Below are 16,813 nucleotides of genomic sequence, written 5' to 3' on the forward strand. Positions count from 1 at the left end.
TAACTGTAAGGTATCCACGCAAAAAAGAGCCGAGTTTGTACTCGGCTCTTGTGTGTCTGTTCTTAAGCCTGAGACGTTGCTAAACCTGCCGACGCGCCGCCTAATAACACATGATTAAATTCCATTCGAGATTCTTGGGCTTGTTCAGACAGTTCTTGTTTCTTCTGTTGAGCCAACTCAAGCGCTTCGGTTAGTTGCTGTAGCTCTGTTTGCATATCTTCTGGTAAATGATGGTCCGAAAGCCCAGATTCACAGCTGTGTTCTAAGGCGAATGCGCGAATTCTCTTACGCATGCTCATCAGGGCCGCCATTGCTTCGCGCTCTTCTTCAGCCGCCTGTTGAGCTAAGTCTTTAAAGCGCTCAAATTTCGCCAAAGCCATTCCCTCTGTTGACCAAGGGTCAATTTCCGGCAGTTCTTCAATGTTAATGGTTGGCTCTTCGTATTCTGCTTGATGTTTAATATCTAGGCTCGCCGCGCGGACAAAGGACACCATCAACATCACCGAGATAACTAACAACGGTAAACCTCCCACGATCGCAGCGGTTTGTAATGTCGATAAACCTCCCATGAACATTAGGACGGTTGGCAGAAAAGACAAAGTAAACGCCCAGAACAAACGGTTCCAGCGCATCGGTTCTTCCGTCACATCATTTTGAACCACAGACGCAAGAATGTACGAGATAGAGTCAAACGAAGTCGCCGTAAAAATGATACACAATAGTGTAAAAACACCAATAACGATTGGCCCTAACGGTAATGTGTCTAACGTTGCAAAAATAGCCGCTGGTGCGCCTGATTCGTTGAGGATTGCGATGACATCAAGCTCACCCGTCAATTGCAACGATAAACCATAGTTACCTAAAACAATGAAGAATAAGAAACAACCTAAAGAACCGTAAAATATAGAACCTACGACCATCTGTTTGATCGTTCTTCCACGCGAGATACGCGCAACAAACAATCCCATACAAGGAGCAAAGACCAACCACCATGCCCAGTAGAAAATAGTCCAGTCTTGCGGGAAGTGTGTATCTGTAAACTCACCATAACCACCAAACGGCTCCGCCCAGGTAGCCATAACAAAGAAGTTAGACAACATACGACCAATAGAATCTAAGCCTGTTTCTAACATAAACACGGTTGGCCCAACGGCGAGTACAAAGAGTAACAAGCCCATCGCACCCCAGAAGTTAATGTTACTAAGGAATTTGATCCCCTTCTCAAGCCCTGCATACGCGGAGTAACCAAAAATCGCAGTACAGAGAAGTAATACGGCCACTTGGCTGAAGGTATTGTTTGGAAGACCGAAGATATGATGTAGACCACCGTTGATAAGAGGCGCTGCTAAGCCAAGCGTAGTCGCCGCGCCACCCAACATACCAAAAATAAACAGCACATCAATAAACTTGCCAATACCACCATTTGCGCGCTTTTCTCCTAATACAGGCATTAACGCACTAGAGATTTTCAAAACAGGTTGTTTGCGTACATAAAAGAAGTAAGCGATAGGCAGAGCAGGAATAAGGTAAATTGACCAAGCGATCGGTCCCCAGTGAAACAGACCATAAGTCGCGGCCCAGCGAATGGCTTCTTCACTGCCTGCTTCCAACTGAAATGGTGGTGATTGATAGTAGTATGCCCACTCGATACACCCCCAATACAGAATACTTGCGCCAATACCTCCACAAAATAGCATTGCAGCCCATGAGGCGTTACCAAATTCTGGTTGCTCGTCGGCTTCACCAAGTTTGATTTGGCCAAGATCGCTGAACACGGTGTAAATCATAAAACACATTGCTGCGATACCCAGTGCGAGGTATAACACACCAAGCTTATCGGTCATGAAAAATTTGGCCGAAGCTATCCAATCCGCACCTTGTGTGGGAAATAAAATTAAAGGTATAACGACGCTGAGTAAAAGAAAGAGTGAGCCTAAGAAGGTAGGCTTATCGATGAGAGAAAATGATTTGTCCATATTATATATCCTTATGTTTTCAAAGGACATGATCTACATTTCTCACAACTTCGCCAATTCACAACACTTATCGTTACCACAAGAATAATTGTCTTTAAAATATGCATTATGTGACGCTGATTTGGTATTCATTATTTGATGCCATAGCGTTTAAATACGGCAACTTTTCTGCCACACCATCCAGTGCTCTCTACCTTTAAAAACCTCAACACTGTTTGCCACCACTGAGGATTCCACAAGCTTAAACTCCGGTTCTAGATAACCCTCCAACTCCCCACTTCGCAAACAAAATGGAGGGAAGCGAGAGTGGTAATCATCATCTATAACGAAATAACCAATTAACAAACCGTCTCTTGGCAGCAATTTATCCACCATAGCAAAGTAATCTGGCCACTGGTCTCTCGGTAGTGCAGCGAGAAAGGCACGCTCGTAAATCACATCAAATGAGTGCGTAGAGTCAGCGTTAAATACATCCCCCAGCACGACTTTATCTTTGTGCTTGCCTAACGTCGATTGCGCCATTTTTACTGCTTGTTGGCTGTAATCCATCGCGATCACATCATGCCCATATTGAATAAAAGAGCTGAGTTCATAAGCAGCACCACAGCCAGGGATAAATACAGATTGACCGCTATGAAGCGCGTTTTCTAGGTAAGCTTTTAGCTCTTGAGGTGTGGTTTTGGCATCCCACGGCATGGTGCCTTGGGTAAACAAATTATCCCAAAACTGTTGATTGATGGTCGGTGCCTGCTTCATTTATCGCCCTCCTGATTGTACTGGCACAAAAAGAAAGGGATACGCAGCACAATGTGGTATCCCCTCTCCTAGTCTTTGATTTTTACGTTGTTAGCTTTTTATAAATGCGTTTTACAATGATGGGTTAACTGCGCAGGTCATTGATTAACGGCTGCTCCGCTTGGTTCGGTACAAACTGGACATTGCCTTTCAGTTTAGTGACAGACTGGAGTGTTGCTTGAATGTCCTCTGCTGATACATGAACATCATGACAGCAGAAAGTAATGGTATCGTTGAAGCCATCACGCTCAATTTTCAAGGAGCCTTTAATATCGTGGCGACGACAGACTTCTTGGATCTGATGCGGATAAACAAACAGGCCTTTCACTTTCACCGCTGAGTCCGCACGCCCCATCCAGCCTTTAATTCGCGCATTCGTGCGTGGCGAATCCGAGCCCGTTTCTAGGTATGCCGATAAATCTCCCGTTGCGTAGCGAATCAGCGGAAACTTCTCATCGAGCGATGTCACGACTACTTCACCGACTTCTCCCGGTTGTACAGGAATGCCATCAGGATTAACGATTTCAACGATAATATCTTCGGCAATCACCAAGCCTTGCTCGCCTGTGACTTGATAAGCAATCAAACCAAGCTCAGCACTTGCGTAGGCTTGAGAGACTGCAATGCCTTTGTCCTCAAACATCTGTTGCATGTCTGCGGTGACCGCTTCACCAGAGACCAGCGCTTTGGTAAAACTCGGCGACTCATCGTATTGTTCTTGGTACTTTTGTAGCAACGTCAGCAAGTAAGAAGGCGTGCCCGTATAACCCGTTGGCTGCAGCTGTTTAATCGCTTCAATTTGTGCTTCGGTATTCCCGACACCCGCCGGAAATACCGCGCAGCCACAAGCTCTTGCGCCACCATCCATAATAAATCCACCAGGCGAGAAATGATAAGAGAGCGTGTTATGCACTAAATCGCCCGCACTAAATCCAGCCGCGTGAAACGCGCGCCCCATACGCCAGAAATCCATCTCATCCGTTTGTGCCTCATACAACGGCCCCGGTGATTGGAATACACGCGCCATCTGACCAATCGCAACACTATTTAAACCACCAAACGGCGGTTTAAGTTGCTGTTGGTTTGGCATATTGAATTTGCGCGTAATCGGAAACTGGGTAAGCCCTTCACGATTATTTGCCAACGTAGGCTCTAACTCAGCAAAATGCGCCGCATAATGTTCGCTGTTGGCTTTTGCATTTTCAATCAACGTTGGCAGACGTTGAAACAGCGATTCTTCTCGCGCCTGCGGAGACAAAGACTCTTTCGCATCAAATAGTTCGTTCATCATCGCTCCTTACAACCAACGCTTACGACGTTTGTAAGATTTCAGGTTCTTAAAGCTCTTGCGATCTTCATCGCCGCCGCCAAGGTAGAACTCTTTCACATCTTCATTGTTTAGCAGTTCGTGCTTGCTACCATCCAGAACGATTTTGCCGGATTCCATGATGTAACCGTAATCGGCCGCTTGAAGGGCAAAGTTGGCATTCTGCTCAACCAAAAGCATGGTAATGCCTTGATCTTTATTAATCTTGTTAATAATGCTGAACACCTCCTTCACCAATAGCGGCGAAAGCCCCATCGAAGGTTCATCCAACAAGATCATTTTTGGACGAGCCATCAGTGCACGACCAATCGCTAGCATTTGCTGCTCACCACCTGACAAATAACCCGCTAGACCAGTGCGCTCTTTAAGGCGAGGGAAATAATCAAACACCATTTCGATGTCTTGTTCAACTTCGTTGTCAGTGCGTGTATAAGCGCCTAAGCGAAGATTTTCTATTACCGTCATATCTTCAACAATTCGGCGCCCTTCCATAACTTGGAAGATGCCCGAACGGACGATCTCTTCCGGGCTTTTGTTGTCTATGCGCTCGCCCATGAAGTTGATTTCGCCGCGCGTCACTTCACCATCTTCGGTTTTCAACAAACCAGAAATGGCTTTCAACGTTGTGGATTTACCCGCACCGTTGGCACCCAGTAAGGTCACAATCTGCCCTTTTGGAACTTCTAAGCTCACACCGCGAAGTACTAGTATTACTTCGTCGTAGACGACTTCAATGTTGTTCACTGAAAGCAGTATTTCTGCCGGTTCGATATTCGTTGCTAATTCAGCCATCAAACTACTCCTTGCTAGGGTGAGAGTGTTCTCTCACCCATCCTTATTTTCAGTAAGCTTTGTTATTAATAAGTCGTCGATTAGTAACCTAGCCAATCGTCACGACGTGACAATGTCACTTGGGACACTTTCTTAATATCGACTGCGCCGCCGTTGTTGTTACCCATAAACACGTTCACGGTTGTTGTGCCACGGTGATCTTCCGGCTTCCAGTTCGCAGGTACACAAACACCTTCTAAGCCTTGTGGGACCCAGTTGTCATGGACATACATGCCCTTCTTGATGTTTTCACCCGTGATGCCACCGTTGTCTTTCGCCCACTCCATCGCTTCTTTCATGTAGAACGCAGAACAAATGCCGCGAATGTAGTGGTGAGTTCTAAACTCGCCAGGCTCTGATTCAGACTGCTTAGAAATCTCACGAACCAGTTTCATGCCTTCGTTATCGTCTCCCCAAAACGCCGTCATGCCAGGAAAAACGTAATCTTTAAGGCCATCGCCCGCCGCTTCAAGTACTGGTTTGTCACCGCCCCAAATGTTCGCCATGTACTGGAACTCTGTACCAACCGTATTACAAGACTTCACGAGTGAGATTACCGAGCTACCGATATTGGCAATGTAACCGTAGTTGGTGCCAGACTCTTTGAGTGACAGACATTGTGCTTTGAAATCACCCGGTTTGAGTGACACAACGACTGGGTTTTGTACCTCAAAACCAAGCTCTTCAGCATATTCTGCACACGCTTCTTTTGGCGCATTCGGGAATGGGTGGTTATCGCCAATATGGGTAAATTTCGGCGCACCTTGGTTGCCCTTTGATTCCCAATCTTCTTTCGCCCACTTCACTAGTGCACGACACGCATCTGAGTACGACGCACCATAGAAGAAGTTATAAGGCGCTGGTTTCGCGGTTTTTGGGTTCTTGCCGGTTGGGTCCGTTAAGTGACCTGAATAAGAGGCAGAGAACACTGGCACTTTGTCTTTGGTCACAAACGAGATGAGTGCTTCGGTATCTGCCGTGCCCCAACCTTGTAGCGCAACCATGTCTTTACGCGCCACCCAACGTTTGTAGTTGGAAATGGCTACTGGCACTTTATACGCCATGTCTACCGTTTCAAATTCGAGCTCAGTACCGTTAATGCCACCGTTTTGGTTGATCCAGCGTAATGCGTCTCGCACGCCAGAACCATAAGGCTTACTCACGTAGGCTGTTGGTCCAGAAAAGTCGACCAATTGCCCGACAAATACAGAGTCTTTTGCCCAAGTGGCGGTAGTAAACAGTGCCGAAGATAGCACCAACGTTGTCGCTAAATGTCCTTTGTTCATAACTCGTTGTCCTTGTTATTGAGGTATATTCCACTTAATTCCACGTTAATATGAGAACGGATAGTGTTTCCAATATGCTCGAATCTGTTGCCAGCGATGCGATAACCCTTGAGGTTCGAAAATAAGGAACAGCATGATGACCAAGCCGATCGCCATTTCTTTGAAGTAAGCAAGCCCATCAATGAACGAAGTGTTATTGCTAAACTCAGCCAACCCCGTCACGCCAAACTCCAAAACTTCAGGCAGCAATACGATAAATATCGTACCCATCAATGTGCCTTTGACTGAACCCAAGCCACCAATGATGATCATTGCCAAGAACTGGATAGACATCATGATGGTGAAACCTTCTGCTGATACAAAACCTAGATAATGTCCGTAGAGTGCGCCCCCGATGCCCGCATAGAATGCGCACACTCCAAATGAGAGCAGACGATACTTGGTTAGGTTGATACCCATGATTTCTGCCGACAGGTAGTGATCTCGTACCGAGACAAACGCGCGACCATCACGAGAACGGATCAAGTTCGATGCCCACATGTACATAAAGATCAACGCAAACAGAGCGATGTAGAAGAAACTTTCATCGGTCGTAAACTCAAAGCCAAACAGATTGATAGGATTGGCACCAGCACCATATGAGCCGCCACTGAACCAGTCTGCACGAGCAAAGAAGTCCTCTAAAATAAACTGCGCAGCCAAAGTTGCGATAGCTAGGTATAAACCTTTAATTCGGGCAGCTGGCAGGCCAAACAGCATCCCCACAATCATGGTTAAGTAACCCGCGAGCGGAATCGCAAACACGACTGGAATGTTGAACTGGTTATTCAGCCAAGCCGATGCAAAGGCACCAAAGCCAAAGAACGCACCGTGACCTAGGGAAATTTGTCCGGTAAAACCAACCAGAATGTTTAAACCCAGCGCCGCGATACCGAGATACGCAATCTGAATAAACAGGTTAAGAAAATAGATATCCAATACCAAAGGTGCAGCCAACATGGCGATGACACCAGCAATCGCTAAGCTTCTAATGGTTTTGGTTTCAAAAATTGGCGTATCACTTTTGTATGTGGTTCGAAAATCCCCACATGGGCGCATGCTAAGTTGAGCCATGTTATTTCTCCTTAAATACGCTCGATATCTTTGGTACCAAACAGGCCGTATGGCTTGAAGGCAAGAATTATTAACAGCACATAGAATGGTGCGATGTTGTACAGGTTACCCACTTGCAGGTATTGGCTATCAAAAAACTCAGCTAAGTTCTCTAGCACCCCGATGGTGATACCACCGACAATTGCGCCGACTACAGAATCTAAGCCACCTAAAATAACGGCTGGGAAAACTTTGATACCAATAATGGATAGCGCGTCAGATACGCCGTTAACGATCCCGATAACAATCCCTGCTGTTGCAGATACCATTGCCGAAATAGCCCAACTAATGGCGAACACTTTCTTGATGGAAATGCCAAGACTCTGGGCTACTTGCTGGTTAAATGCCGTTGCGCGCATTGCCAGACCCATTTTGCTAAATTTGAAGAACCAGTAGAACGCCCCCATGATGAACATGGAGAAGATCAAACTCAGAATGTAAGCGAACTCAACGTTCAAACCACCGATATTCACCACATTTGTTTCGAACACTTGCGGATACGACACAGCCGAGACGCCGAATATCCACTTCATCAGCGCTTGGAAGAACATAGACAGACCGATGGTCACCATGATCACAGAGATAATCGGTTCACCAATTAACGGTCTGAGCACAATGGTTTGCACGGCGATACCGAACACCATCATGAACGCGAGCGTGAGTAAAAAGCCGATAAAAAATGGCAGTTGCAGATGAACAAGCGCCGCCCAACATACCCACGCGCCAATCAGCAAGAACTCACCCTGAGCGAAGTTGACCACCTGGGTCGATTTGTATATCAGTACAAAGCACATGGCGACCACGCCATACAACATGCCAACGATCACGCCATTAATGACGAGTTGCAGTAATAAATCCGTATTCACTATGCGATCCTCCGTTGTTCGCTATCCACCAGTGTTGGCTCATGTTCAATAAGCGTTTCAATCACTAGCGACGTTTGAATGCGTGTTTTGGTGCCATCCTGATAAGTGATCACCGTATCCACATCGACTTTTGGATCGTCACTGTAGATGGTTTCGATGATGTCTCCGTATTTCTCTGCAACCACACCACGGCGTACTTTACGTGTGCGAGTTAGCTCGCCATCGTCGGCATCTAGCTCTTTGTAAAGTAGAATGAATTTGCTGATCTTCTGTGCATCGGGTAGGGATTCGTTCACTTTCAGCACTTCTTCACGAATAGCTTGATACACTTCTGGTTGAGCAGATAAGTTGGTGTAGTTAGTGAATGCTAAGCCTCGCTGCTCTGCCCACTTCGCAACAATCGCGTAGCGAATACAGATGATGGCGGATAGCCAAGGTCGACCTTTGCCCACCACTACGGCTTCTGCAATAAACGGCGAGAACTTGAGTTTGTTTTCAATGAACTGCGGAGAGTAGCGGTCGCCATGGCTGGTTTCCGACATGTCTTTCAGACGATCAATCACCACCAAGTGACCAGAATCTTTAAAGTAACCCGCATCACCCGTATGCATCCATCCGTCTTGTACGTCTTCGTCATACGCTTCCTGGTTGTTCAGGTAGCCAGTAAACATGCCGGTACTTTTCGCGATGATCTCACCCACGCCATTGCTGTCTGGGTTGATGACTTTCACTTCTGCATTATCAAACGCAACGCCGACCGAATCATAGTCCACGTCATCGGCTTGGTGGACGGTGTACGCACCACACATTTCGGTTTGACCGTAAAGCTGCTTGAGTGGTACACCGATCGCTTGCAAGTAACGGAAAGTATCCGGTCCCATCGCCGCACCGCCGGTTGCCGCAGATGTCAGGTTCGAAAACCCTAAACGGTCACGCAGAGCACGCAGAAGAATCCATTCAGCCAACTTAGAGCGTTTACCCTGCTCCAGCGCTTTGTTGGCTAAGCTCATGCCCAGTTTGTACATCTTCTGCTTAAACGGTGTGGAATCCATCATTCGCGCAGACACGTCTGCCACAATGTTTTCCCATACACGCGGTGCAAGTAGGACGAAGTTCGGGCCAATTTCGCGCAAGTCGGACATCATGGTTTCTTGTTCTTCCACGAAGTTAACGATTTGACGAGAAATCAACGCCTGACCAACCACATACACCTGCTCCATAATCCAAGGCAAAGGCAGAACAGAAACGTAGTTGTCGCCTGGGGAGCGCGGGTCTGCACGCAGATAAGCCGCACAGTGATCCAAGAACGTGCCGCTGTGTAGCTGAGCTAATTTTGGTTTGGAAGTCGTACCCGACGTGGTACAAAGAATCGAAAGATCGCTGCCTTTGGTTGCCGCAACCATATTGAGATATTTATCGGGATCCGCTTTGTCGATCAGTTGACCTTTTTTATAGACCTGCTCAACATCAATCAGTCGTGGGTCGTCGTACTTGCGCATTCCACGCGGGTCACAATAGATAATGAATTCTACGCTTGGGATCTCATCACCGAGTTCAAGTAGCTTATCGCATTGCTCCTCATCTTCCGCAACCACGACTTTTGCTTTGGCATAATTGATGAGGTACGCCACTTCTTCGTGCATGGAATCTTGATAGATGCCCAGCGAGAAGCCTTTAATCGCATGGGCAGCCAACTCGCCCCATACCCATTCCGGGCGGTTATCACCCAGCAAACCAACGACGTCTTGCTCACCAACACCTAAGTCTTTGAGTGCGAGCGCCATCCACTTCACTCGGTTTTCATAATCTTGCCAAGTGAACTCTCGCCAAATACCAAACTCCTTTTCACGCATTGCGACTTGCTCGGGCCAGTGCTTGGCGTTGTGCTGCAATACTTTTGGAAAGGTATCTAAGCGGGTTATATCTGCCCAATCATTATGTTGCTGTGCCATTATGCACTCTCCTCTAATGTCGGTAGCTCTTCGCCTAAGTACGCTTGTTTCACATGCGGGTTGGCCATCACTTCTTCTGGCTCGCCCATAGCAATGTGTTTACCAAAATCCAACACCAATACGCGGTTAGAGATATCCATCACCACGCCCATATCGTGCTCGATCATGATGATGGTGATGTCTAACTCTTCATTCAGATCCATGATGTAACGCGCCATGTCTTCCTTTTCTTCCAAGTTCATGCCTGCCATCGGTTCATCAAGCAGCAACAACTTAGGTTTTAAGGCAATGGCACGAGCAAGTTCTACACGTTTACGTAAACCGTAAGAAAGTGTGCCAGCGGTGGCTTTGCGAATGTGCTGGATTTCTAGAAAATCGATCACGTCTTCCACGTACTTGCGGTGCGCCATCTCTTCTTTCTGTGCGTTAGAGAACCAATACAGTGGCCCCGTGACGAAGTTGTTTTTTAGTAGGTGATGTCGGCCAACCATAATGTTGTCCAGTACTGACATATGAGAAAAGAGCGCTAAGTTTTGGAAGGTTCTTCCCAACCCTAACTCAGCTCGTTGGCTAGGTGTTCGTTTGGTTACATCATCTCCAGCGAAGATTACAGAGCCTTTGTTTGGTGTGTATCGACCAGAGATGCAATTGAGCATTGAGGTTTTACCTGCACCGTTTGGACCAATGATTGAAAAGATTTCTTTTTCATTCACATGGAAGCTCACGTCAGTTAGAGCTTTCACCCCACCAAAAGCCAATGAAATATCGTTTACCTGCAACAGAGGCGATTCCGATACCATAGTTGATCTCCCTTTCGTTATTTAAGTGCGTTCCATTGAGCACTATTTGATCAAACCTAACTTTGATACTGGTAACCGCTTTTACACCTATGCATCAACTTTGCGTTCAGTTTACGTAAACGTCAATTTAAAATCAGAATAGTGCTTGAAAGATTAAGTTGCAATCGAGTTCATCGAGAAAGATTTGAACTAACGCAAACTTTAAGTAAATAAATTGTTAATAAAAATTATTCTCAGACGACTACATATTCGGATAGTTAGGGCCACCACCACCTTCCGGCGGTGTCCAAGTAATATTTTGACTTGGATCTTTGATGTCGCAGGTCTTACAGTGGATACAGTTCGCCGCATTTATTTGCAGCTCTGGCTGCTGATCCCCCTGTACGATTTCATAAACGCCAGCCGGGCAATAGCGCTGTGCTGGCTCTGCATATAACTCAAGATTCTGCTCGATGGGAATGCGCTGGTTCGCCAAACGTAAGTGGCACGGCTGATCCTCTTCATGGAAGATATTGGATAGATAGACAGAAGAAAGGCGATCGAAACTTAACACACCGTCAGGCTTTGGATAGACAATTTCATTGCTGTTTTCCGCCAATAGCAGAGACTGATGGTCGGGCTTATCACAACGGATATGCCACTTAGCTTTGCCTTTTAACACGTTATGTTCCAGCAGCGCTAAGCCACCGCCCAGCCACGATCCAAAGCGGTGAATGCCACTTGAGAAGTTACGTGCTTGATAAAGCTCTTCATACAGCCAAGACTGTTTGAAATGCTTTTGATAATCAACAGTAACAGACTGACTCTCAAGGGCTTCACATACTGCTTCAGCGGCAAGCATGCCAGATTTCATTGCGGTGTGCGTGCCTTTGATTTTAGCGCCGTTAAGCGTTCCTGCATCACAGCCAATCAACAAGCCACCAGCAAACTGTTGCGTGGGAAGCGAATGGAAACCGCCCTTGGTGATCGCTCTTGCGCCATAACTAATGCGTTTACCATTTTTGAGGTATTGTTCAATCAACGGGTGATGTTTAAAACGCTGAAATTCATCGAATGGACTCAAGTGCGGATTCTTATAGTTCAAGTCAACAATCAACCCGACGGCAACTTGGTTTCCCTCTAAATGGTAAAGGTAGCTGCCACCTGTGGCTTCGTTCGCTAACGGCCAGCCTAAGCCGTGAACCACTAACCCTTGTTGATGCTGCTCTGGTGGTATTTCCCACAACTCTTTAAAGCCGATAGCGTAATGTTGAGGCGTTTTATCTTCAGCGAGATTAAATCGATTAATCAACTGCTTACCAATATGACCCCGCGCGCCTTCAGCAAATAAAGTAAACTTCGCTCGCAGTTCAATACCAGGTTCGAAATTTCCTTTTTGTTCACCATTTTTGTCCAATCCCATATCGCCCGTGATCACGCCACAAACGCGGTTGTCTTCATCGATGATGGCTTGACTGGCGGTAAAACCTGGGTAGATCTCCACCCCTAAGTTCTCAGCCTGCAACGCCATCCATCGGCATAGACTGCCCAAACTTATAATGTAATTACCGTCGTTATGTAACGTATTAGGCACTGCCCAAGAAGGCAGTTCATGACCATTGATTTCATTGCCTAGATAGTAGGTTTTATCTTGGTTTACTTTGGTATTGAGTGGTGCGCCCTTCTCCTGCCAATCAGGAAACAGTTCATCCAAACTGCGCGTTTCAAACACCGCACCCGATAAAATATGCGCTCCAACTTCAGAGCCTTTTTCTACCACGCAAACAGAGAGGTCTTGTTCTTTCTCTGCGGCTAACTGTTTGATTCGGCATGCCGCAGACAAACCTGCGGGACCAGCGCCTACAATCAGAACATCAAATTCCATGCAGTCTCTTTCCATGATTGCATTCCTTTTTCTTTGCATGTTGCCAACTTGTTAAGCAACAATATATTTAAAGTTGACGCAAACGTAAAGGTAAATTAACATCATTTTAAAGACGTCATCACATCGTCTTCACTGTAAACACATAGTCTTCACTGTAAAAAGGAATCTAACGTGAAAATACTAGTGCCAATCAAAAGGGTCATTGATCCCTACGTTAAAGTTCGTGTGAAAGCGGACCATAGCGATGTTGAAACCAATAACGTCAAGATGACGATTAATCCATTTTGCGAAATAGCCGTTGAAGAAGCCGTACGACTAAAAGAGCAAGGTATTGCAGATGAAGTCATCGTTGTCAGTGCTGGCGGTAGCCAATGTCAGGAGCAACTACGTACTGCGCTTGCGTTAGGTGCCGATCGCGCTATTCAAGTCGATACTGAAGACAAAATAGAGCCATTAGTCGTCGCTAAGCTGCTCAAAGCTCTGGTCGAGCAAGAACAAGCACAGCTTGTGATTACGGGTAAACAGTCGATTGATACCGACAACAACCAAGTGGCTCAGATGTTGGCAGCCCTACTTGACTGGCCTCAAGCAACTTTCGCTTCAGACGTGAAGATAGAAGATCAAAAAGTTCAGGTCGTGAGAGAAGTGGACGGCGGCTTGATGACGGTCGCGATGAACTTACCTGCGGTGATCAGTACTGACTTACGCCTGAATGAACCGCGTTTTGCCTCTTTGCCTAATATCATGAAAGCTAAGCGCAAGCCGTTAGATACAATCACACCTGACAGTCTGGGTGTTGAAGTGGTATTTAGCCAAACCATTCAAGAAGTCACACCGCCAGCGCAAAGAAAAGGTGGCATCAAGGTTGAATCTGTCTCAGAGCTTCTCGATAAGCTGCGTAACGAAGCGAAGGTGATTTCATGAAGAACTTAATCATAGCAGAGCATGACAATAACCAATTGCATGCGGACACACTCAAAGTGGTTAATGCAGCAAAACAAGTCAGCCAAGACAATGTTTTGATCGTAGTAGGCCACCAGTGTGAAGAAGTCGCTCAGCAAGCTTGTCGCGTTGATGGTATATCAAACGTAATTTGTGTCGATGATGAGCAACTTAAGCATCAATTTGCCGAGAGTATCGCACCTATCGTGGTCGGTTTTTCTGAAGGTTTTGACGCCATCTGGGCTAGCTCATCATCAAAAGGAAAAGATCTTGCACCGCGAATTGCAGCGAAGTTCGGCGTTGGGCAAATCTCCGATATTGTCCAAGTTATCGATGAAAACACCTTTATTCGTCCTATTTACGCAGGGAATGCATTTGCCAAAGTGACCACCAGCGACAAGGTTCGCGTCGTCACAGTGCGCGCGTCTGCGTTTGAGCCGGTTACTTGTCACAATCAAGCTGACATTGAGCATCAGCAAGTCACCATCTCAGCTCCAATGGTTGAATTGGTTTCTGTCGATAAAACCGTGTCAGAGCGTCCTGAATTAAGCGCGGCAGAGGTGGTTGTGTCAGGTGGACGCGGAGTCGGTAGCAAAGAGAACTTCGCATTGATCGAACAAGTCGCCGATAAACTGGGGGCCGCCATTGGCGCTTCTCGCGCGGCGGTTGATGCTGGGTTTGTTGCCAACGATTTACAAGTGGGTCAAACCGGTAAAATCGTTGCGCCTAAGCTTTATATTGCAGTTGGGATCTCCGGTGCCATCCAACACCTTGCAGGAATGAAGGAATCCAAAGTGATTGTCGCGATCAACAAAGATCCAGAATCTCCTATCTTTGAAGTTGCCGACTATGGATTGGTTGGTGATTTATTTGAGGTACTACCTCAGCTTGCCGAACAACTTTAAACAATCAGATAAGGGGCGAACACTGCTATGTTCGCCCCTTTATTTTGTTTTGGTCATATTCAAAAAGAATTGAAATTAGAGGGACCTATGCAAAATTCTGCACCTATTTGGTCACCATCTGCTGAGCGCATCAGCAATAGCAACTTGCTACGATTTATCGAGACGGTTAATGCGCACCAAACCGAAGATATCTCAATCAATAATTACACGTCTTTACACCAGTGGTCCATTGACCATAATGACGAATTTTGGCGACATACCTGGCATTTCTGTAACGTCATTGGAAATATTGGCTCGCAAGTCAAAAGCCTTGGTGCTCCCAAGTGGACACAGACAGATTCTACTCAGAGTCATGTAAATAGGGACACCGTATGGTTTGCTGACGCCACGCTGAACTACGCAGAGAATCTCCTCTCTCAGGCCGAACAAACACCTGAGCGTGAGTTTATCGTTTTTACTAATGAAAGCGGTGAACACAAGCAGCTCACTGGTACACAGTTGCTCGAACGAGTGTCTGTCGTTCAGCAATGGCTACTCAATTGTGGTGTTGGCAAAGGCGATGTCGTTGCGGGTTATTTGCCCTACCTTCCAGAAACCGTTATAGCCATGTTGGCTACTACCAGCCTTGGCGCCATTTGGACTTCAACCTCTCCTGATTTTGGTATCGATAGCGTCGTAGAGCGTTTTGGTCAGGTCAAACCGAAAGTTCTTTTTTGCTGTGATGGCTACCAGTTCGGAGGTAAAACTTTCGATATGACGGACAAGAACACCACTCTTAGTAGCAAGCTAAGCAGTGTCTCCGAATACGCCACTATTAGCGTATGCCAAATCGAATATATACAAAACGCTAAGAGTGCTAGCACTTCTGACTTTGTGTATTGGTCTGATATTGCTCACCACTTTTCTCCACAACCAATTCAATATCAACCAACACTGTTTAATGACCCGTTATTCATTTTGTATTCTTCTGGCACAACGGGGCAACCAAAGTGTATTGTCCATTCCGTGGGCGGCACCTTGCTCAATCACCTCAAAGAACATCAACTACATTGCGATATCAAACCACAAGACAAGGTTTTCTACTACACAACATGTGGTTGGATGATGTGGAACTGGCATGTTTCAGCACTTGCGAGTGGTGCTACCTTAGTGATTTACGATGGGAGCCCGGTTTACCCTGATCACTCCGTCTTATGGCGATTAGCAGAAGAACATAGCGTGTCACTGTTTGGTACGTCAGCGAAATATTTAGAGGCGCTAGAGCAAGCGAATTACTCTCCCAAGTCAGAACACGACCTGAAGTCACTCACAACCCTGTGTTCGACCGGCTCAGTGCTTTACCCAGAACAATTTAATTATGTCTATCAGCACATCAAGCAGGATTTACATTTGGCTTCCATTGCTGGCGGCACGGATATTTGTGGGTGTTTTGTACTTGGAAACCCTATTTCACCGGTGTACAAAGGCGAATGCCAAGGTTCAGGGCTTGGAATCGACGTGCGTGTTTTGGACGACGAGGGAAAAACCATTACACAGCAACGCGGCGAACTGACTTGCAATAACTCACTACCTAACTTCCCTATCGGTTTTTGGCACGACAACGGCGAACGCTATCACAACGCTTATTGGAGCAAGTTTACCGATATCTGGCACCACGGCGACGATGTGATGCAAACCGAACATGACGGTTTTATTTTTTATGGCCGTAGCGACGCAACCTTAAATCCAGGCGGCGTACGAATCGGCACCGCTGAGATCTACCAGCAAGTGAACGCGTTACCCGAGGTCGAGGACTCCATCGCCGTCGGCAAGTTAAACCAGCAGTCTGAAGAAATCTGGTTACTAGTAAAACTCGCTCACAACGTCGAGTTAACCCAACAACTCACCAATTCAATTCGCCAAACATTGAAAACAAAATGTTCACCGCGCCATGTCCCACGCCAAATTTTTGCTATCAGTGATATTCCTAAAACGCGATCAGGAAAACTGGTTGAACTAGCCGTGAAACAATTGGTGAACGGGCAAGCTGTAAAAAATATTGGTGCTATTGCTAACCCAGAAGTTCTGGAAGAAATTAGCCAGCTGAATCAATAGTGACAATTGGTTAAACAAGAAAA

At 46.4% G+C, this 16,813-nt stretch carries 13 protein-coding genes; 3 read left to right on the forward strand and 10 right to left on the reverse strand.

The genetic code is table 11. The features are described 5' to 3' along the window. Positions 1-62: 62 nt before the first annotated feature. The 10 genes from MTR11_RS14855 to MTR11_RS14900 form a co-directional block, all read right to left on the reverse strand. Positions 63-1,976, reverse strand: coding sequence for a BCCT family transporter (locus MTR11_RS14855; protein ID WP_243327945.1), 1,914 nt, complete (start codon positions 1,974-1,976; stop codon positions 63-65). 150 nt (positions 1,977-2,126) lie between these two features. After that, the gene (locus MTR11_RS14860) at positions 2,127-2,732 is read right to left on the reverse strand and encodes a methyltransferase domain-containing protein (protein ID WP_243327946.1); all 606 of its coding nucleotides are present in this window, start codon (positions 2,730-2,732) and stop codon (positions 2,127-2,129) included. A 124-nt stretch (positions 2,733-2,856) separates the two neighbouring features. After that, a complete protein-coding gene (locus MTR11_RS14865) occupies positions 2,857-4,059 on the reverse strand; it encodes a phenylacetate--CoA ligase family protein (RefSeq protein ID WP_319941537.1) in 1,203 nt (400 codons plus the stop codon). Positions 4,060-4,068: 9 nt separating this feature from the next. After that, positions 4,069-4,890, reverse strand: a complete 822-nt coding sequence (locus MTR11_RS14870) for an ABC transporter ATP-binding protein (protein WP_005392594.1) — start codon at positions 4,888-4,890, stop codon at positions 4,069-4,071. An 80-nt stretch (positions 4,891-4,970) separates the two neighbouring features. Further along, on the reverse strand, positions 4,971-6,215 hold the full coding sequence (locus tag MTR11_RS14875) for an ABC transporter substrate-binding protein (protein WP_006741059.1): 1,245 nt from the start codon (positions 6,213-6,215) through the stop codon (positions 4,971-4,973). A gap of 45 nt (positions 6,216-6,260) precedes the next feature. Beyond that, positions 6,261-7,328, reverse strand: a complete 1,068-nt coding sequence (locus MTR11_RS14880) for a branched-chain amino acid ABC transporter permease (protein ID WP_104973556.1) — start codon at positions 7,326-7,328, stop codon at positions 6,261-6,263. An 11-nt stretch (positions 7,329-7,339) separates the two neighbouring features. Beyond that, entirely contained in the window at positions 7,340-8,233 is an 894-nt protein-coding gene (locus MTR11_RS14885; RefSeq protein ID WP_006741061.1) for a branched-chain amino acid ABC transporter permease, read from the reverse strand. Continuing rightward, on the reverse strand, positions 8,233-10,185 hold the full coding sequence (locus MTR11_RS14890; RefSeq protein WP_243327948.1) for a long-chain fatty acid--CoA ligase: 1,953 nt from the start codon (positions 10,183-10,185) through the stop codon (positions 8,233-8,235). The genes MTR11_RS14885 and MTR11_RS14890 overlap by 1 nt, the downstream gene beginning before the upstream one ends. Beyond that, complete coding sequence (locus MTR11_RS14895; RefSeq protein WP_005392600.1) at positions 10,185-10,985, reverse strand: ABC transporter ATP-binding protein; 801 nt, start codon at positions 10,983-10,985, stop codon at positions 10,185-10,187. The genes MTR11_RS14890 and MTR11_RS14895 overlap by 1 nt, the downstream gene beginning before the upstream one ends. A gap of 241 nt (positions 10,986-11,226) precedes the next feature. Continuing rightward, positions 11,227-12,864, reverse strand: a complete 1,638-nt coding sequence (locus MTR11_RS14900) for an electron transfer flavoprotein-ubiquinone oxidoreductase (protein ID WP_243327949.1) — start codon at positions 12,862-12,864, stop codon at positions 11,227-11,229. A gap of 156 nt (positions 12,865-13,020) precedes the next feature. Between MTR11_RS14900 and MTR11_RS14905 the strand changes: the two genes are divergently transcribed. From MTR11_RS14905 to MTR11_RS14915, 3 genes are all read left to right on the forward strand, one after another. After that, positions 13,021-13,773 carry an electron transfer flavoprotein subunit beta/FixA family protein gene (locus tag MTR11_RS14905; protein WP_243327950.1) on the forward strand — a complete coding sequence of 251 codons (753 nt, stop codon included), beginning with the start codon at positions 13,021-13,023 and terminating at the stop codon, positions 13,771-13,773. Then, positions 13,770-14,696, forward strand: coding sequence for an electron transfer flavoprotein subunit alpha/FixB family protein (locus MTR11_RS14910; RefSeq protein ID WP_237309485.1), 927 nt, complete (start codon positions 13,770-13,772; stop codon positions 14,694-14,696). The genes MTR11_RS14905 and MTR11_RS14910 overlap by 4 nt, the downstream gene beginning before the upstream one ends. Before the next feature lie 87 nt (positions 14,697-14,783). Further along, positions 14,784-16,790: an acetoacetate--CoA ligase gene (locus MTR11_RS14915; protein ID WP_243327951.1), complete on the forward strand. Its 2,007-nt coding sequence runs from the start codon at positions 14,784-14,786 to the stop codon at positions 16,788-16,790. The last annotated feature ends 23 nt before the right edge of the window (positions 16,791-16,813 follow it).

The organism is Vibrio sp. CCB-PB317, from assembly GCF_022808245.1.
Classification (GTDB): domain Bacteria; phylum Pseudomonadota; class Gammaproteobacteria; order Enterobacterales; family Vibrionaceae; genus Vibrio; species Vibrio diabolicus.